At 68.2% G+C, this 18,512-nt stretch carries 15 protein-coding genes and 1 riboswitch; of the genes, 13 read left to right on the forward strand and 2 right to left on the reverse strand.

Annotated elements, in window-relative coordinates; genetic code table 11:
- Positions 1 to 32: 32 nt before the first annotated feature.
- Complete coding sequence (locus MKCMC460_RS15135) at positions 33 to 1,955, reverse strand: ABC transporter ATP-binding protein/permease (protein WP_236983622.1); 1,923 nt, start codon at positions 1,953 to 1,955, stop codon at positions 33 to 35.
- A gap of 93 nt (positions 1,956 to 2,048) precedes the next feature.
- Between MKCMC460_RS15135 and MKCMC460_RS15140 the strand changes: the two genes are divergently transcribed.
- The 13 genes from MKCMC460_RS15140 to MKCMC460_RS15200 all read left to right on the forward strand — a co-directional run bounded on the left by MKCMC460_RS15140 (position 2,049) and on the right by MKCMC460_RS15200 (position 16,375).
- Positions 2,049 to 3,692 (forward strand): acetolactate synthase, encoded by a 1,644-nt coding sequence (locus MKCMC460_RS15140; protein ID WP_236983620.1) that lies wholly within the window; start codon positions 2,049 to 2,051, stop codon positions 3,690 to 3,692.
- Between the two features lie 23 nt (positions 3,693 to 3,715).
- Entirely contained in the window at positions 3,716 to 6,040 is a 2,325-nt protein-coding gene (gene secA2 / locus MKCMC460_RS15145; RefSeq protein WP_236983618.1) for an accessory Sec system translocase SecA2, read from the forward strand.
- Positions 6,041 to 6,128: 88 nt separating this feature from the next.
- Positions 6,129 to 6,752 (forward strand): CDP-alcohol phosphatidyltransferase family protein, encoded by a 624-nt coding sequence (locus MKCMC460_RS15150; RefSeq protein WP_236983617.1) that lies wholly within the window; start codon positions 6,129 to 6,131, stop codon positions 6,750 to 6,752.
- Positions 6,745 to 7,671, forward strand: a complete 927-nt coding sequence (locus MKCMC460_RS15155; protein WP_236983616.1) for a DUF881 domain-containing protein — start codon at positions 6,745 to 6,747, stop codon at positions 7,669 to 7,671. Before MKCMC460_RS15150 ends, MKCMC460_RS15155 begins: the two co-directional genes overlap by 8 nt.
- Before the next feature lie 61 nt (positions 7,672 to 7,732).
- Entirely contained in the window at positions 7,733 to 8,065 is a 333-nt protein-coding gene (locus MKCMC460_RS15160; RefSeq protein WP_036360283.1) for a small basic family protein, read from the forward strand.
- 4 nt (positions 8,066 to 8,069) lie between these two features.
- Positions 8,070 to 8,900, forward strand: a complete 831-nt coding sequence (locus MKCMC460_RS15165; RefSeq protein ID WP_370652821.1) for a DUF881 domain-containing protein — start codon at positions 8,070 to 8,072, stop codon at positions 8,898 to 8,900.
- A 28-nt stretch (positions 8,901 to 8,928) separates the two neighbouring features.
- Positions 8,929 to 9,333, forward strand: a complete 405-nt coding sequence (gcvH, locus tag MKCMC460_RS15170) for a glycine cleavage system protein GcvH (RefSeq protein WP_236983615.1) — start codon at positions 8,929 to 8,931, stop codon at positions 9,331 to 9,333.
- 271 nt (positions 9,334 to 9,604) lie between these two features.
- The gene (gene garA / locus MKCMC460_RS15175; protein ID WP_370653176.1) at positions 9,605 to 10,075 is read left to right on the forward strand and encodes a glycogen accumulation regulator GarA; all 471 of its coding nucleotides are present in this window, start codon (positions 9,605 to 9,607) and stop codon (positions 10,073 to 10,075) included.
- On the forward strand, positions 10,075 to 10,821 hold the full coding sequence (locus MKCMC460_RS15180; protein ID WP_236983613.1) for a MerR family transcriptional regulator: 747 nt from the start codon (positions 10,075 to 10,077) through the stop codon (positions 10,819 to 10,821). The genes garA and MKCMC460_RS15180 overlap by 1 nt, the downstream gene beginning before the upstream one ends.
- 153 nt (positions 10,822 to 10,974) lie before the next feature.
- Positions 10,975 to 11,469, forward strand: a complete 495-nt coding sequence (locus MKCMC460_RS15185) for a bifunctional nuclease family protein (protein WP_180913558.1) — start codon at positions 10,975 to 10,977, stop codon at positions 11,467 to 11,469.
- A gap of 267 nt (positions 11,470 to 11,736) precedes the next feature.
- Positions 11,737 to 12,369 (forward strand): MerR family transcriptional regulator, encoded by a 633-nt coding sequence (locus tag MKCMC460_RS15190; protein WP_236983611.1) that lies wholly within the window; start codon positions 11,737 to 11,739, stop codon positions 12,367 to 12,369.
- A gap of 30 nt (positions 12,370 to 12,399) precedes the next feature.
- Positions 12,400 to 12,497: riboswitch (glycine riboswitch) on the forward strand.
- A 152-nt stretch (positions 12,498 to 12,649) separates the two neighbouring features.
- Positions 12,650 to 15,475: an aminomethyl-transferring glycine dehydrogenase gene (gene gcvP / locus MKCMC460_RS15195; protein ID WP_236983609.1), complete on the forward strand. Its 2,826-nt coding sequence runs from the start codon at positions 12,650 to 12,652 to the stop codon at positions 15,473 to 15,475.
- Between the two features lie 60 nt (positions 15,476 to 15,535).
- The gene (locus tag MKCMC460_RS15200) at positions 15,536 to 16,375 is read left to right on the forward strand and encodes a DMT family transporter (protein WP_236983607.1); all 840 of its coding nucleotides are present in this window, start codon (positions 15,536 to 15,538) and stop codon (positions 16,373 to 16,375) included.
- Here the strand turns inward: MKCMC460_RS15200 and MKCMC460_RS15205 are convergent.
- Positions 16,372 to 18,507, reverse strand: coding sequence for a substrate-binding domain-containing protein (locus tag MKCMC460_RS15205; protein ID WP_238304501.1), 2,136 nt, complete (start codon positions 18,505 to 18,507; stop codon positions 16,372 to 16,374). The two genes, MKCMC460_RS15200 and MKCMC460_RS15205, sit on opposite strands and share 4 nt — an antisense overlap.
- Positions 18,508 to 18,512 lie beyond the last annotated feature (5 nt).

Consider the following 18,512-nt stretch of genomic DNA (forward strand, 5'->3'; position numbering starts at 1 on the left):
GAGCCCGCGCGGGGGCGCGGGGTGCAGGCGCGCTAGGCCTTCGCCAATTCCTTCTCGACCGGCCCCAGCCGCCAGTGCCCGTCGCCGAGCAGTTCGAGCTGGCTTTCGTGATATTGCTCCACCGCGGGGTGGTGGCTGACGCTGACCACGATGCAGTCCGGCAGTTCGGTGCGGACCAGCTGGTAGAGCGCGTATTCCAGTCCAGGGTCCAGCGCCGAGGTCGCCTCGTCCATGAACACGGCCTTGGGTTTGGTGAGCAGGATGCGCGCGAACGCGACCCGCTGCTGTTCACCCGGCGAGAGCACCTTTGCCCAGTCCTGCTCCTCGTCGAGGCGGGCGATCAGCGGCACCAACGCGACCTTGGTCAGCACCTCGTGCAACTCGGCGTCCGACACCGCGTCGACCGCGTTGGGGTAGCACACCACGCTGCGCAGATCACCTAGCGGCACATACGGCAACTGCGATAGGAACATCGTCTCGTTCGCGCCGCCGGGGCAGTGCAGGGAACCCGATGCGTACGGCCACAATTCGGCCAATGCGCGCAGCAGCGTCGTTTTGCCGGAACCCGACTGGCCGGTGATCACCAGCGAGTGGCCGGGTTCCAGCCGAACGTCGAGCGGATCGACCAGGCTGTCACCGTCGGGCCTGCGCACTTCCACGTTGTGCAGCTCCACCGACCCGTCTTGGGACGGTGTGCTCAGCACCGACGGCAGCGCACGGCCCTGCTCGTTGGCCATCACCAGCCCATGAAGACGGATGATGGCCGCCCGCAGGTAGGCGAACGCGTCGTACTGGTTGCGGAAGAACGACAGGGAGTCGGAAATGCGTCCGAACGCGGCCGCAGTCTGCGTCACATCGCCGAATTTGATCTGGCCGGCGAACAGTCGGGGCGCCTGGATCAGCCACGGCAGCGGGACGATGATCTGCGACATGGACCAGTTCCAGCCGTGGAAGATGATCGAGCGCCGGACGAAGTGGCGGTAGTTGTCGATGATCGGGGTGAAGCGCCGCCAGAGTTGCGCCCGCTCGACACGTTCACCGCGATAGAACCCGACGGCTTCCGCGGCGTCGCGCAGCCGCACCAGTGCATAGCGGAATCGTGCGTTGAGCTTCTCGTTGTTAAAACTCAGTCCGATCAGTGGGCGGCCCAGCCAGAACGCGACCGCCGAGGCGATCAACACGAACACCACTACCGCCAAGAACATCGCGCGCGGGAACACCACTCCGAAGACATTCAGCGGCCCGGACAGGTTCCACAGGATCGCGGCGAAGGACACCACGGAGGCGACGGCGTTGACGGCCCCGAACAGCAACGTCTGCGTGGTGCCATTGGACGGCATGTTGGGGGTGCCGGCGGTGTTCGCGGCGGTAAAGATGTCGATGTCCTGCTGAATGCGCTGGTCCGGGTTGTCGATGGTGTTGTCGATGAAGAGGTCTCGGTAATAGGCCCGGCCGGCCAGCCAGTCATCGGTGAGATGGCCGGTCAGCCAGACCCGCCACGAGATGAGGAACCGCTGCAGCAGATAGATGTCGGCCAGATACCGGGCGATGAAGATGGCCGCCAGAATGCTGAAAACGGCCATCGAGACGTAAAACCCGTGCTTACCGGATTGCTTGACGATGTCCCGATGGGCGGCGTCGCCCTGAACGAAGGTCTGAACCGAGGAATACAGGTCGTTGGTGAAGTAGCTGAACAGCACATCCAGGCGCACCGACATCAATACCGACAGCAGCAGCACGCCCAGCATCAACCACACCCGGACACTTTCGCGCCCGACGAAGTAGCCGCGGGTGATCCGCCAGAACTGGCGGCCCCACGGGGTCAGAAACCGCATCAGGACCAGCGCGAGGAACAGACATACGGCGCTGACCACCCACGCGATGGCCAACCAGCGCACCGAATCCTGCAGCGCGTGAGACCAGTCGATTTTCGGAGTGAACGGTTCCGGACCCAAGGTCTTCGTCTCCTGACAGTCGAGGGTGTTCCGGCGACTGCGCGACGGAAATCCTTGGGCGAACGTACCTGAACGAGTCGATAAGCTCCGGTCATGACCACCGAAGCCGTCCCCGCCCAAACCGTGCACGCCGGCCGCCTCATCGCCCGCCGGCTCAAGGCCAGCGGTATCGACACCGTCTTCACCCTGTCCGGTGGTCATCTGTTCTCCATTTACGACGGCTGTCGCGAGGAGGGTCTTCGGCTGATCGACACCCGCCACGAGCAGACCGCGACCTTTGCCGCCGAGGGCTGGTCCAAGGTGACCCGGGTGCCGGGGGTGGCCGCGTTGACGGCAGGTCCGGGCATCACCAATGGGATGAGTGCGATGGCCGCGGCGCAGCAGAACCAGTCGCCGTTGGTGGTGCTCGGCGGCCGGGCGCCCGCGCTGCGCTGGGGGATGGGCTCGCTGCAGGAGATCGACCACGTGCCGTTCGTGGCGCCGCTGACCCGCTTCGCCGCCACCGCGCAGTCGGCCGACGATGCCGGCCGCCTGGTCGACCGGGCGCTGCAGGCGGCTGTGGCCGCCCCGTCCGGCGTGGGATTCGTCGACTTCCCGATGGATCACGTGTTCTCCATGGCCGACGACCGCGGTGAACCCGGGGCGTTGACCGTGCCGGCGAAGGGTCCGGACGTGGACGCCGACGTCTTGGATCGGGCCGTCGATCTGTTGTCCACGGCGCAGCGGCCCGTCATCATGGCCGGCACCAATGTGTGGTGGGGGCACGCCGAGACCGCGTTGCTGCGACTCGCCGAGCGACTGCGGATACCGGTGTTGATGAACGGGATGGCTCGCGGAGTGGTACCCGCCGACCATCCGCTGGCCTTCAGCCGGGCACGGTCGAAAGCCCTGAAGGAAGCCGATGTGGCGCTGGTGATCGGGGTGCCGATGGATTTCCGGCTTGGTTTCGGGGGCGTCTTCGGCGTCGAGACTCAGTTGGTCGTCGTCGACCGCGTCCGACCCGAGCGGGCGCATCCCCGCCCCGTCGCCGCTGAGCTGTACGGCGATCTCACCGCGGTCCTGTCCGGGCTGGGCACAGCCCGCACGACCGATCACCAGACCTGGATCGACGAGCTGCGCACCGTCGAGCGGGCCGCGCGCGACCAGGAACAGGTTGAATTGGCCGAGGACCGGATCCCGCTGCACCCGATGCGGGTGTACGCGGAGCTGGCGCCGTTGCTGGACCGTGACGCCATCGTCGTGATCGACGCCGGAGACTTCGGCTCCTACGCGGGCCGGGTGATCGACAGCTACCAACCCGGATGCTGGCTGGACAGCGGGCCGTTCGGCTGCCTGGGCTCGGGACCGGGGTACGCGCTGGCCGCCAAACTGGCGCACCCGCAGCGACAGGTGGTGTTGCTGCAGGGCGACGGCGCGTTCGGGTTCAGCGGCATGGAATGGGACACCCTGGTGCGGCACAACGTTCCGGTGGTGTCGGTGGTGGGCAACAACGGCATCTGGGCCTTAGAGAAGCATCCGATGGAGGCGCTGTACGGCTACTCGGTAGTGGCCGAGTTGCGTCCCGGCACCCGCTACGACGAGGTGGCGCGGGCGCTGGGCGCCCACGGCGAGCTGGTGTCGGCGCCCGCCGAGCTGCGCCCGGCACTGGAACGTGCGTTCGCCAGCGGACAGCCCGCCGTCGTCAACGTTCTCACCGACCCGAGCGTCGCCTACCCACGCCGCTCGAACCTGGCCTGATCGCGGCCGCGTACCGTTGGGCTGTGCCTAAGACCACCCGCTCGCAACCTGGCCGGTTGACCAGCCGCTTTTGGCGGCTGCTCGGCGCCAGCACCGAAAAGGACCGCAGCCGCTCGATGTCGGTGGTGACCGCCTCCGAGGAGTTCGACAAAGAAGCCGCCGACCTCAGCGACGAGAAGCTGCGCAAGGCATCCGGGCTGCTCAACCTCGACGACCTCGCCGACTCCGCCGACATTCCGCAGTTCCTGGCGATCGCCCGGGAGGCGGCCGAGCGGACCACCGAGCTGCGTCCGTTCGATGTGCAGTTGCTGGGCGCCCTGCGCATGCTGGCCGGCGACGTGATCGAGATGGCCACCGGCGAGGGCAAGACGCTGGCCGGGGCGATCGCCGCGGCGGGTTACGCGCTGGCCGGCCGGCACGTCCACGTCGTCACCATCAACGACTACCTGGCCCGTCGCGACGCGGAGTGGATGGGTCCGCTGATCGAGGCGATGGGCCTGACGGTCGGCTGGATCACGGCGGAGTCGACGAGCGAGGAACGCAAGGCCGCCTACGGCTGCGACGTCACCTACGCCTCGGTCAACGAGATCGGGTTCGACGTGCTGCGCGACCAGTTGGTCACCGACGTCGAGGACCTGGTTTCCCCGAATCCGGACGTCGCCCTGATCGACGAGGCCGACTCGGTTCTGGTCGACGAGGCGCTGGTGCCGTTGGTCCTGGCCGGCACCAGCCACCGGGAGACCCCGCGAGTGGAGATCATCAAGCTGGTCGGCAGGCTGAACCCGGAGACCGACTTCGACACCGACTCCGACAGCCGCAACGTCCATCTCACCGAGGCGGGCGCCCGCAAGGTGGAAAAGGCGCTCGGCGGCATCGACCTCTACTCGGAGGAACATGTCGGCACCACCCTGACCGAGGTCAACGTCGCACTGCACGCGCACGTGCTGTTGCAGCGCGACGTGCACTACATCGTCCGCGACGACGCCGTGCACCTGATCAACTCCTCCCGCGGCCGGATCGCGCAGCTGCAGCGCTGGCCGGACGGGCTGCAGGCCGCCGTCGAGGCCAAGGAAGGCATCGAGACCACCGAAACCGGTGAGGTGCTCGACACCATCACGGTGCAGGCGCTGATCAACCGCTACGCCACGGTGTGCGGGATGACCGGCACCGCCCTGGCCGCCGGTGAGCAGTTGCGCCAGTTCTACAAACTGGGTGTGTCGCCGATCCCGCCGAACACCCCCAACATCCGCGAGGACGAGTCCGACCGGGTCTACATCACCGCAGCGGCCAAGAACGACGCGATCGTCGAACACATCGCCGAGGTGCACGAAACCGGGCAGCCGGTGCTGGTGGGCACCCGCGACGTCGCCGAATCCGAGGATCTGCACGAGCGGCTGGTGCGCCGCGGCATTCCCGCGGTGCTGCTCAACGCCAAGAACGACGCCGAGGAGGCGGCGGTGATCGCCGAGGCGGGCAAGTACGGCGCGGTCACCGTCTCGACCCAGATGGCCGGCCGGGGCACCGACATCCGGCTGGGCGGATCCGACGAGTCCGACCACGACCGGGTGGCCGAACTGGGCGGGCTGCATGTCGTCGGGACCGGCCGGCACCACACCGAGCGGCTGGACAACCAGCTGCGCGGCCGGGCGGGGCGCCAGGGTGACCCGGGGTCGTCGGTGTTCTTCTCCAGCTGGGAGGACGACGTCGTCGCGGCCAACCTGGATCACAACAAACTGCCGATGCAAACCGACGAGGATGGGCGCATCGTCAGCCCCAAAGCGGCGGGGCTGCTCGACCACGCGCAGCGGGTTGCCGAAGGCCGCATGCTCGACGTGCACGCCAACACCTGGCGCTACAACCAGTTGATCGCCCAACAGCGGGCCATCATCGTCGACCGGCGAAATACCTTGTTGCGCACCGCAACCGCGCGCGAGGAGCTGGAGGAGCTGGCGCCCAAGCGGTATAAGGAACTGGCCGAGGACCTCTCCGAGGAGCGGCTGGAGAAGATCTGTCGACTGATCATGCTGTATCACCTGGACCGCGGCTGGGCCGACCATCTGGCCTATCTGGCCGACATCCGGGAAAGCATCCACCTGCGCGCGCTGGGCCGGCAGAACCCGCTCGACGAGTTTCACCGGATGGCGGTGGACGCGTTCGCGTCACTGGCCGCCGACGCGATCGAGGCGGCGCAGCAGACCTTCGAAACGGCGAACGTCCTCGAGGACGAACCCGGACTGGATCTGTCCAAGCTGGCGCGCCCCACCTCGACGTGGACGTACATGGTCAACGACAATCCGTTGTCCGACGACACGTTGTCCACGCTGAGCCTGCCCGGCGTGTTCCGCTGAGTTCTGCGCGCCCGGACGGTGAACTCCGGTGCCGAATTTCGCAGTGGGGTTACGTTCGTGGAAAGAAACCGGGTTAAGGTCACCGCTCATGGAGCCAGGGCTCGCGCGGGATCGAGTGCTGACGGTGCCCAACGTGCTGAGCATCGTCCGGCTGGCGCTGATCCCCGTCTTCGTCTATCTGATGCTCATCGCCCACCGCAACGGGTGGGCGGTGGCGATCTTGATGTTCAGCGGATTCTCCGACTGGGCCGACGGCAAGATCGCGCGACTGCTGGACCAGTCGTCGCGGCTCGGCATGCTGCTGGACCCCGCCGTCGACCGCCTCTACATGGTCACCGTGCCGATTGTGCTGGCGCTGAGCGGAATCGTGCCGTGGTGGTTCGTCGTCACCCTAGTGGCCCGCGACGCGGCGCTGGCCGCCACGCTGCCGCTGCTGCGCAGTCGCGGGCTGTCGGCGCTGCCGGTCTCCTACGTCGGTAAGGCAGCGACGTTCGCCCTGATGTCAGGCTTCCCGCTGGTGCTGCTGGGTCAGTGGGATGCCCTGTGGAGTCGTATCGTGGGGGCTTGCGGGTGGGCGTTTCTGATTTGGGGCTTGTACATGTATTTGTGGGCTTTCGTGCTGTACATGGCGCAGATGGTCCTGGTGATGCGCCGGATGCCCAATGTCAGGCACCATCGCCCGGCTACCCCGCGGGCAGGTGAGCATGGCTGAACGTGACCGGCTGCTCGGCGGTTACGACCCCAATGCCGGTTACAGCCCCCACGCCGCCGCCGCCCGAGCCCAGAAAATCCCGGTGCCCTCGCTGCTGCGCGCGCTGCTGTCCGAGCATCTGGACCCGGGATACGCCGCAGCGGCCGCGGCGCGGAAGGCCCGTGCCGAGCCCGAAAGTGGGCGGGAACGCGCGTTCGGCTGGATGTGGCAGGCCTTGGCGGCGACGCTGGTTGCGGCCGTGTTCGCCGCCGCGGTGGCCCAGGCCCGCTCGGTGGCCCCCGGGGTGCGGTCCGCACAGCAGCTATTGGCCGCGAACGTGCGATCCACCCAGTCCGCCGCCACCAAGCTGGCGCGGCAGCGCAGCGCGCTGGCGGCCAGGGTCGACCAGGTGCAGCGACTCGCGCTGGCCGACGATGCCGAGGGCCAACGACTGCTCAACAGCCTGGACGCGCGGAGCCTGGCGGCCGCCAGCACCGCGGTGATCGGGCCGGGTCTGACGGTCACGGTGACCGACCCCGGTGCCGGGCCCAACCTGTCCGACGCGTCCAAGCAGCGGGTGACCGGCAGCCAGCAGATCATCCTCGACCGCGACCTACAGCTCGTCGTGAACTCACTGTGGGCCAGCGGAGCCGAAGCCATCTCCGTCGACGGTGCCCGGATCGGGCCCAACGTGACGATCCGGCAGGCCGGCGGCGCGATCCTGGTCGACAACAACCCCACCAGCAGCCCGTACACCATCCTGGCGATCGGCCCGCCGAAGTCCATGCGGGACACCTTCGACCACAGCCCCGGATTGCGTCGGCTTAGGCTGCTGGAGGCCTCCTACGGTGTCGGCGTCAACGTGAATACCGGCGACGGCCTGGCACTGCCGGCCGGAGCCGTCCGCGACGTCAAGTTCGCCACACCGATCGGGCCTTAAGGGGGCTCGGGGAAGTGCGCAGTGCAATGGGAAAGACACTCGGGACGGGAATCACGCACGCATGATCGGTATCGCCGCCCTTGCCATCGGCATTGTGCTGGGCCTGATCTTCCATCCCAGCGTTCCCGAAGTCATCCAGCCGTATCTGCCGATCGCGGTGGTCGCCGCGCTCGACGCGGTGTTCGGCGGTCTGCGCGCCTACCTCGAGCGCATCTTCGACCCGAAGGTCTTCGTCGTCTCCTTCGTCTTCAACGTGCTGGTGGCGGCGCTGATCGTGTACGTCGGCGACCAACTGGGCGTCGGCACCCAGCTGTCCACCGCGATCATCGTGGTGTTGGGCATCCGGATCTTCGGCAACGCGGCGGCGCTGCGACGTCGCCTGTTCGGAGCGTGAGCTGGTGACGCCCGAATCCGGCGACCCGGGCGACGTCGAAAACCGCGGCGCGCCAACACCAGCGGTGCGCCGCGGGCGTCACGAGCTGCCCGCGGCGTCGCGGCCGCCGCGCGCGCGGGGACTCGCAGCACCGCTGCGCGGCGGGCGGTCCCGGCTGGTGTTCGGGACGCTGGCCGTGTTGCTGTGCCTGGTGCTGGGGGTCGCGATCGTCACCCAGGTCCGCCAGAACGAGTCCGGCGACTCCCTGGAAACCGCCCGTCCGGCCGACCTGCTGGTGCTGTTGGACTCGTTGCGGCAGCGGGAGGCGACGCTGAGCACCGAAGTGGCCGATCTGCAGAACACCCTGAACGCCCTGCAGGCGTCGGGCAACAACGACCAGGCGGCGATCGAGAACGCGCAGGCGCGCCTGGCCGCGTTGTCCATCCTGGTCGGCGCGGTGGGCGCCACCGGACCCGGCGTGGTGGTGAAGATCGAGGATCCCGGCCCCGGGGTGGCCCCGGAAGTGATGCTCGACGTGATCAACGAACTGCGCGCCGCCGGCGCCGAGGCGATCCAGATCAACGACGCACACGAGTCCATCCGGGTCGGAGTCGACACCTGGGTGGTCGGCGCCGCCGGCTCGCTGACGATCGACAGCAAGGCGTTCGCGCCGCCGTATTCGCTTCTGGCGATTGGCGATCCGCCGACGCTGGCGGCCGCGATGAACATTCCCGGCGGCGCGGAGGACAGCGTCAAACGGGTCGGCGGACGGATGTCGGTGCAGCAGGCCGACCGCGTCGAGGTGACCACCTTGCGACAACCGAAAACACGCCAATACGCTCAGCCCGTCAAATGAACCAGCCCGCGACCAGAACAGGATCACCGTGACCGATATCCCGTCCGATCTGCATTACACCGCCGAACACGAGTGGGTTCGCCGCAGCGGGGATGACACCGTCCGGGTCGGGATCACCGATTTCGCCCAATCGGCGCTCGGCGACGTGGTCTTCGTCCAACTGCCCGACGTCGGGACCGAGTTCAGCGCCGGCGACGCGTTCGGCGAGGTGGAATCCACGAAGTCGGTCTCGGACCTGTATGCGCCCGTCGCCGGCAAAGTGTCCGCGGTCAACGGCGAGCTGGAAGGCTCGCCACAACTGGTCAACTCCGATCCCTACGGCGAAGGCTGGTTGATCGAACTCCAGGTCGGTGCGGACGATACCGCCGCACTCGACTCGGCTATCGGCGGCCTGCTCGATGCGCAGGCCTACCGCGGCACATTGGCCGAATGACGATTGCTAAGGTCCCGAAAGCGTTGCGGGACGGATCGAGGATCCCGGCGAATCGTTCCGGGGGATCTCCGTGGGATCTAGGTGAAGCCGGGGTGTCGGGCTTACGATCCTGCAGTGGTCGGCACATCGCGAACCCGTGCGCGGTACGGTCGGTACTTGAAGCGCTAGAGCAGTAAAAGGCAGTACAGACGGTAGATCCGAGTAGGAAGCGGGCCGCACGGCCCGGTCAGGCAACGCCACAGCGGCCAGTGAGGAGCAGCGGGTGACGGACATGGACTCAGCAAGCGGGCAGGACCAGGGCGACGAAGTCACTGTGGAGACGACCTCGGTCTTCCGCGCCGACTTCCTCAACGAGTTGGACGCGCCCGCCCAGGCGGGCGCCGAGAGTTCGGTATCGGGGGTCGAGGGACTTCCGGCCGGCTCGGCGTTGCTGGTCGTCAAACGCGGACCCAACGCCGGTTCGCGCTTCCTGCTGGATCAGGCCATCACGTCTGCCGGGCGCCACCCCGACAGCGACATCTTCCTCGACGACGTCACGGTGAGCCGTCGGCACGCCGAATTCCGTTTGGAGGGCGGCGAGTTCAACGTCGTCGACGTCGGCAGCCTCAACGGCACGTACGTGAACCGCGAACCGGTGGATTCCGCGGTGCTGGCCAACGGCGACGAAGTTCAGATCGGCAAGTTCCGGCTGGTCTTTCTGACCGGACCCAAGGGTGACGACGACGGGGGATCGGGAGGCTAGTGAGCGCGCCCGATAGCCCGGCACTCACCGGGATGTCGATCGGGGCGGTCCTGGACCTGCTGCGACCCGACTTCCCCGATGTCACCATCTCCAAGATTCGCTTCCTGGAGGCCGAAGGGTTGGTGACGCCGCAGCGGGCGGCTTCGGGCTATCGCCGGTTCACCGCGTACGACTGTGCGCGGCTGCGGTTCATCCTGACCGCCCAGCGGGATCATTACCTGCCGCTGAAAGTGATCCGGGCCCAGCTCGACGCCCTGCCCGACGGCGAACTGCCCGCCATCGGATCTCCTTACGGGATACCGCGTTTGGTGTCGGTCAACGACTCCGATGCCGGTCCGGCCGCGGGCGTCGAGTCCGGCGCCGTGTCGCCGGCTGGGGCGCGGCTGCGCCGGGAAGCCCTGCTGGAACGCGCCGGAGTCGACGACGCGCTGCTGAGCGCCCTGCTGAAGGCGGGGGTGATCACCACCGGGCCGGGCGGCTTCTTCGACGAGCACGCGGTCGTGATCCTCCAATGTGCCCGCGCGCTGGCCGATTACGGTGTCGAGCCCCGGCATCTGCGTGCTTTCCGGTCCGCGGCCGACCGGCAGTCGGACCTGATCGCCCAGATCGCCGGACCGCTGGTCAAAGCGGACAAGGCCGGTGCGCGTGACCGTGCCGACGACTTGGCCCGTGAGGTGGCCGCGCTGGCGATCACGTTGCACACCTCGCTGATCAAGTCCGCCGTTCGCGACGTTCTGCACCGGTGAGGACTAGACTTCGGACGACAGCTTGGTGTTCGACGGGATGGTCGGTTGACCGCAGGGTCAGGCCATGCGCACCTCGTCGTTTTCCGGCCGTTTTTCCCGGCCGGATCACCGAGCGCTGAAGCGGACATTGCGGCGTGCGGAGGGCAGACACAGATGGGTGAAGTACGTGTTGTCGGCATTCGCGTGGAGCAACCGCAGAACCAGCCGGTTCTGCTGCTGCGCGAAACCGACGGTGACCGCTATCTGCCGATCTGGATCGGCCAGTCGGAGGCTGCGGCGATCGCACTGGAGCAGCAGGGCGTGGAACCGCCGCGCCCGCTGACCCATGACCTGATCAGGGATCTCATTGCCGCGCTTGGGCATTCGCTCAAGGAGGTGCGCATCGTGGACCTGCAGGAGGGCACCTTCTACGCGGACCTGATCTTCGACCGGGACATCAAGGTGTCCGCTCGGCCCTCGGACTCGGTGGCGATCGCGCTGCGGGTCAACGTGCCGATCTATGTCGAGGAGTCGGTGCTGGCCGCCGCCGGTCTGCTGATTCCCGACGAGGGCGACGAGGAAGCCGGCACCGCCGTCCGTGAGGACGAGGTGGAGAAGTTCAAAGAGTTCCTCGACAGCGTCTCGCCCGACGATTTCAAGGCCACCTGACCACCCGCAGCGCGGCAGTCTGGCCCGGTACCCAATCCGGGTCACGGATGCGTCTCATATCACACATCGGATTGTCGACACGCCCGCGGGATACCACCCACTCATCCGGGTGCCCGCCATACTTTGACGAGTTGATGATTCAACCCAGAGCACGGCAGCCACCGAACAGCGTATGCTCTTCTAACACTCGGACCTGAGATAGCGTGGCTGTTGGGGCAGCCAGTGCCGCAGCTTTAGACCACAGCGCGATCGGCGAGAGGACGCACCGTGAGCGAGCAGCCACGTCAAGAACAGCTGGATCTTGCCGACCGCACGGCCACTTCAACCACCCAGAGCGGCCCGAGCGGCCCGGTGGCCGAACCCGTGCAGCCCGGCTTGTTCCCGGACGATTCGGTGCCCGACGAACTGGTGGGTTACCGCGGGCCGAGCGCCTGCCAGATTGCCGGTATCACCTACCGCCAGCTGGACTACTGGGCCCGCACCTCGCTGGTGGTGCCGTCGATCCGCGGCGCGGCCGGTTCGGGCAGCCAGCGGCTCTACTCGTTCAAAGACATCCTGGTGCTCAAGATCGTCAAGCGTCTGCTCGACACCGGGATCTCGCTGCACAACATCCGCGTCGCGGTCGACCATCTGCGCCAGCGCGGCGTCCAGGACCTGGCCAACATCACCCTGTTCTCCGACGGCACCAGTGTGTACGAGTGCACTTCGGCCGAAGAGGTGGTCGACCTGTTGCAGGGCGGCCAGGGGGTGTTCGGCATCGCGGTGTCCGGCGCGATGCGCGAGCTGACCGGCGTGATCGCCGATTTCCCCGGCGAGCGCGCCGACGGTGGCGAATCGATCGCCGCCCCCGAGGACGAGCTGGCTTCCCGGCGCAAGCACCGCGACCGCAAGATCGGCTGACCACGCGGCAGCGTAAACTGGACCGCGCATCGCTCTCGCGCGGGAGAGTTCTGTGGCCGCCAGCCACAGACGCCGAAGGAGCAACACCTCTCCGTCAACCTCTCAGGCACCCGGACCGCGCCGGACAACGATGCCTCTGGAAAGCGGTGTCGGACCCGGCGGGTCCCTCACCCGCCGATGGGGAAAGGCGCCTAGTGGCGGCCGAATCTCTCAGGCGCTCGGTGCACGAGTGAAGACAGAGGGGGAGGGCCGCTAGTCCTCTGCCGCTAGGAGCCCATTCGTGTCCGACCATTCGAAGTTCGCCGACCGGCACATCGGCCTGGACCGCGACGCCATCGCCACCATGCTCGAGGTCATCGGCGTCGACTCGCTCGACGACCTGGCCGCCCGGGCGGTCCCCACCGGCATCCAGGACAAGCTGGACGCCTCGGGCGCCGCTCCGGGTTTGGACCGGTTGCCGCCCGCGGCCACCGAGGCCGAGGCACTGGCCGAGCTGCGGGAGCTCGCCGAGCGCAACACCGTCGCGGTATCGATGATCGGGCAGGGCTACTACGACACGCTGACCCCGCCGGTGCTGCTGCGCAACATCATGGAAAATCCCGCCTGGTACACCGCCTACACGCCCTATCAGCCGGAGATCAGTCAAGGCCGGCTGGAGGCACTGCTCAATTTCCAGACCATGGTCAGTGATCTCACCGGTCTCGAGATCGCCAACGCCTCGATGCTCGACGAGGGCACCGCCGCCGCCGAGGCCATGACGCTGATGCATCGCGCATTCCGCGGCAAGTCCCTTCGGTTGGCAGTCGACTCAGACGTCTTCGCCCAGACCGCGGCGATCGTTGCCACCCGCGCCAAGCCGCTGGGTATCGAGATCGTTACCGCCGACCTGCGGGACGGGCTGCCGGAGGGCGAGTTCTTCGGCGTCATCGCCCAGCTGCCCGGCGCCAGCGGCCGGATCACCGACTGGAGCGAGCTGATCCGGCAAGCCCACGACCGCGGAGCGCTGGTGGCCGTCGGCGCTGACCTGTTGGCGCTGACGCTGATCACCCCGCCGGGTGAAATCGGTGCCGACGTCGCCTTCGGCACCACCCAAAGATTCGGTGTGCCAATGGGATTCGGCGGCCCGCACGCCGGTTACCTGGCCGTGCACGCCAAGCACGCGCGCCAGTTGCCGGGCCGGCTGGTGGGGGTTTCGGTCGACAGCGACGGCACGCCGGCCTACCGGCTTGCGTTGCAGACCCGCGAGCAGCACATCCGCCGCGACAAGGCGACCAGCAACATCTGCACCGCGCAGGTACTGCTGGCGGTGATGGCAGCCATGTACGCCAGCTACCACGGTGCCGACGGGCTCCGGGCGATAGCCAGGCGGGTACACGGCCATGCCGAAACCATTGCCGCGGGGATCGGCGAGGCGTTGGTGCACGACAAATACTTCGACACCGTGTTGGCTCGGGTTCCCGGTCGCGCCGACGAAGTGCTGGCCGCCGCCAAGGCCGGCGGCATCAACCTGTGGCGCGTCGACGCCGACCACGTGTCGGTGGCCTGTGACGAGGTCACCACCGACGCGCACGTCGCGGCGGTGGTGCAGGCCTTCGGGGTCGGGGCAGGCGAAGCTGCCCACAGTGATATCCACACGCGGACAACGGATTTCCTGACCCATCCGGCGTTTCATCTGTACCGCACCGAGACCTCGATGATGCGCTACCTGCGCACCCTGGCGGACAAGGACATCGCCTTGGACCGCAGCATGATTCCGCTGGGATCCTGCACGATGAAGCTCAACGCCGCCGCCGAGATGGAGTCCATCACGTGGCCGGAGTTCGGGCGCCAGCACCCCTTCGCCCCCGCCTCCGACACTGCCGGGCTACGTCGGCTCATCGCCGACCTGGAGAACTGGCTGATAGCCATCACCGGCTACGACAACGTCTCCCTGCAGCCCAACGCGGGGTCGCAGGGCGAATACGCGGGCCTGCTGGCCATTCACGACTACCATGCCAGCCGCGGCGAACCGCACCGCGACATCTGCCTGATCCCGTCCAGCGCGCACGGCACCAACGCCGCTTCGGCCGCGCTGGCCGGGATGCGGGTGGTCGTGGTGGGCTGTCATGACAACGGCGACGTCGACCTCGACGACCTGCGTGCCAAGGTCGGCGAGCACGCCGACCGCCTGTCGGCGCTGATGATCACCTACCCGTCCACGCACGGCGTCTACGAACACGACATCGCCGACATCTGCGCGGCCGTGCACGACGCCGGCGGGCAGGTCTACGTCGACGGCGCCAACCTCAACGCGCTGGTGGGTCTGGCCCGGCCGGGCAAGTTCGGCGGCGACGTCAGCCACCTGAACCTGCACAAGACGTTCTGCATCCCGCACGGCGGCGGCGGCCCAGGGGTGGGGCCGGTGGCGGTGCGTTCGCACCTGGCCCCGTTCCTGCCGGGGCACCCGTACGCCCCGGAACTGCCGTCGGGGCATCCGGTGTCGGCGGCGCCCTACGGGTCGGCCTCGATCCTGCCGATCAGCTGGGCCTACATCAGGATGATGGGCGGGGACGGCCTGCGGGCGGCCTCGCTGACCGCGATCGCCTCGGCCAACTACATCGCACGCCGGCTCGACGAGTACTTCCCGGTGTTGTACACCGGCGAGAACGGCATGGTCGCCCACGAATGCATCCTGGATCTGCGCGGCATCACCAAGGCCACCGGCGTGACCGTCGACGACGTCGCAAAGCGGTTGGCGGACTACGGTTTTCACGCACCAACCATGAGCTTCCCGGTGGCCGGCACGCTGATGGTGGAGCCCACCGAGAGCGAGAGCCTGGCCGAGGTGGACGCGTTCTGCGAAGCGATGATCGGCATCCGCCGCGAGATCGACCGGGTCGGCAACGGGGAGTGGCCGGTGGACGACAACCCACTGCGCGGCGCCCCGCACACCGCCGAATGCCTGGTCGCCACCGACTGGAACCACCCGTACACCCGCGAGGAAGCCGCCTACCCGCTGGGCAAGGCGTTCCGGCCCAAGGTGTGGCCGCCGGTGCGGCGCATCGACGGCGCCTACGGTGACCGCAACCTGGTCTGCTCCTGCCCGCCGGTGGAGGCGTTCGCCTGACGGGTCGCGCCGGTTCGCCGCCGAGCAGCCGATGAGTCCCGTGCGCCGTATTGTCGGTGCGTGCTGATCGGCTTTGTGCTCGCCCTGGGATGTTCGTTGTGTTACGGCTCTGCGACGGTGCTGCAAGCCGCGGCAGCCCGAACGGTGCAGACCGGCAGCAACTCGGGTGTGGATGCCAGACTGCTGTTGCACGCCGGCCGTCAATGGCGCTATCTGGTCGGCGTCGGTCTTGACGGCCTGGGCTTCTTGTTGCAGGTCGCCGCGCTGCGCTTGGTCCCGATCTATGTGGTGGCGGCCGCGCTGGCCGCCTCGATCGCGGTCGCCGGCGTGGTGGCCGCATGGGTGTTGTCGGCGCACCTGTCCCCGGCCGAGTGGACGGCCATCGGCGTGGTTTGCGTCAGTCTCGCGGTGCTTGCACTGGCCGCCGGCCCCGGTCACTTTCACCGCGCCCCGGCCGGGCTGGGCTGGGCGCTGATCGGCGTCGTTGCCGTGGTATTCGTCGCCGGAGCGCTCGCGGGACGGTTGGCAGACCATGCCCGGGCGCTCGCGCTGGGCTTCGCCGCGGGGACCGGTTTCGGCGTCGTGGAGGTGGGGGTGCGGCTCTTGGACCGCATCGACCCGACCAAGGCCGACTTCTACACCAACCCGGCCCTGTACGCCGCGGCGGGTGGCGGGGCCGCCGGGTTCCTGCTGCTCACCTCCGGGCTGCAGCGCGGATCCGTCACCACGACCGTGGCGGCGATGGTCGTGGGGGAGACGATCGCGCCCGCTCTGGTAGGGGCGGTGTGGCTCGGTGACCGGGCCCGCGACGGCTTGGGCTGGGTAGTCGTTCTGGGCTTCGCCGTAGCCGTGTCAGCGACGATGGTCCTGGCCCGGTTCGGCGAAGCGCCCGCACCCTAGCCGAGGAACGTCTCGACCGCGGATGCCAGCTCGGGGGTGGCCGAGGTCGGCAGGTTCTGATAGCTGCCGCCACTGAGCTTGGCGACCGCTTCCCAGGTGGCCCGGTCGGGGTCCCCGCCGAAGTCGATGATGTTGACCGCGATGGGTCTGGCCGGGTCGGCGGCAGTCCTGATGAACTCCTGCAGCCCGGCCCCGTCCAGGGATTGGTCGGTGTGCGGGCCGGCGGTGATCACCAAGATCGAATTTGCTTGTCCGGCACGGTAATTGGCTTTCATGTCCTGGTAGATCATCCGCAGGGTGGTGAACGACACCGCACCGCCGCCGGACGAGTACTGCCGGTCCAGTGCCGCGGTCAGCGCCGCCGTGCGGGGCTGACCGTTGAGCTGGTCGGCGAGCGGCCCGGCCGCCACCTCGGAGCGTCCTTCGTGGCCGTCGAAGGTCCACAGGCCGATCACCGCGGTGGGCGGCAGCACCCGGATCCTGTTGCTGAGCGCCGCGATCACGTTGGCCAGCCGGGTCTTGCCGCCGCCGTCGTCGGTCGGCAACGACTGGTCGAGCATGATGGTCGCGGCCACCCCGCTGGACGGTGTGGCCATGGTGTCGGCCAGCGTGGCGCGGGTGGCGTCGTCACCGACCGACAGCGTGGCGGGCAGCGCTGCGAAGCCGGTCACCGGGCTGCTCGGCGGCTTGACGTCTTTGACCCGGAATCCGGCCTCGGCCAGCTTGGCCTGCTGCGCGGGGGTGCGCATGAACCGGGAGAACGCGCTCGCCGCCGTCGTCTGCTCCTGCGACAGCCAGGCGCCGCTGAGCAGCACGGTCGGGTAGTCGGCCACCGGAACCGGGCCGGAGGGCAGCCAGGAGGTCAGCTTGCTCTTCGCGTCGGGGATCGACTGACCGCGCTGGAACAACTGCTGTTCGGTGGTGGCCACCGCGTGTACCGGCGCCGCGGCCACCTCGTCGGCTTTGGCGCCCGGCTTGAGCAGCGCGTTGAACGCCTCGTTCAGCGAGTCGTCGGACAGCTTGGGTTGCGCGCTCATCAGCGAGCGCACCGCGCCGGCACCACCGGTCGGCGGGGCCCCGGCGGGCACCGACGCCGCCGCGATCGCCTCGCCGGCCAGGTAGGCCGCGTCGCCGTTGCCGGTGATCGGCATCGCCAGCCGCAAAGAACCCCACGACGGCTGGTTCAACCCGGCCATCGACGTGGGGTTGGTCTGCAGGCCGGGCAGCGCCGCCCAGTCCTGTTTGGCCAGCACCGACTGGAACTCGGGCCGGATCGCCAGCAGCACCGGCGAACTCACCAGCGACCGGCTGTCGCTGATGGTCTTCTGGCCGGCAGCTCCGGCCAGGCGCGCCGCCGAAATCGAACTCCCGGGAATCCACAAGCCCGGTTGGTTGCCGAGTTCGGCCGGCCACTTGCCGATGAAGCCGCTGATGACCGCGTCGGACGCGGCCGGTTTGACCGTCACCGGCACGCACCGGTCACCGATCGGCCCGGCCTGCGCGTTGTAGGCCTCGGCCAGCTGTTTGACCTGGTCGACGATGGTGGGATCGGCCAGTACGGCGACCGAATCCTTACCGGCCAGGCAGTGCGCGGCGGCGGACTGCGAGTCGTGGGAGCCACCGAAGAAGCGCCACAGGATCACCCCGGCGACCACCACCACGACGGTGACCAGTGCCACGATCACCCCAATGCTGACGCCGCGGCGACCGCTCGTGCTGCGGTGCCCGCCCTGCCAACCGGGCAGCCCCCGATGACCCGCGCTGAACCGGGAAGCGGGAGCCGCAGCCGCCGGCGGCTCTGGACTGTCCGGGCGGGCGCCGAAGTCGGGGTAGTCGTCGGCTTCGGGTGCGGTGTGCTCCCCACCGAACGGGTATTGCCCGAAATCCTCCCGATGGTCGGAAAAGCTGTCCTCGGCCGCATAGACGTCGTCCGCGGGGTACGCGCTGGGAACCGGATACTCTTTCTCGGCCGGTTCCGGGTACCCGGAACCGAACGGTTCGTCAGACGCGGCAGACTCGACGGACTCCCCGGCGCCGGCCTGCTCGCCGCGCTCCTGATACTCCGAGCCCCGGTCGAACGGCTCGTCGTCGGGTAGGGAATCGTCGGGGTCGGGCTTGCTGTGCCTACCCATGCCGG

This window comes from Mycobacterium sp. 20KCMC460 (assembly GCF_022179425.1).
Classification (GTDB): Bacteria; Actinomycetota; Actinomycetes; order Mycobacteriales; family Mycobacteriaceae; genus Mycobacterium; species Mycobacterium kiyosense.

Coding starts and splice junctions, on each gene's coding strand:
- MKCMC460_RS15140 (WP_236983620.1), top strand. CDS start 2,049: ATGACCACCGAAGCCGTCCCCGCCCAAACCGTGCACGCCGGCCGCCTC.
- MKCMC460_RS15150 (WP_236983617.1), top strand. CDS start 6,129: ATGGAGCCAGGGCTCGCGCGGGATCGAGTGCTGACGGTGCCCAACGTG.
- MKCMC460_RS15155 (WP_236983616.1), top strand. CDS start 6,745: ATGGCTGAACGTGACCGGCTGCTCGGCGGTTACGACCCCAATGCCGGT.
- MKCMC460_RS15160 (WP_036360283.1), top strand. CDS start 7,733: ATGATCGGTATCGCCGCCCTTGCCATCGGCATTGTGCTGGGCCTGATC.
- garA (WP_370653176.1), top strand. CDS start 9,605: ATGGACTCAGCAAGCGGGCAGGACCAGGGCGACGAAGTCACTGTGGAG.
- MKCMC460_RS15185 (WP_180913558.1), top strand. CDS start 10,975: ATGGGTGAAGTACGTGTTGTCGGCATTCGCGTGGAGCAACCGCAGAAC.
- MKCMC460_RS15205 (WP_238304501.1), bottom strand. CDS start 18,507: ATGGGTAGGCACAGCAAGCCCGACCCCGACGATTCCCTACCCGACGAC.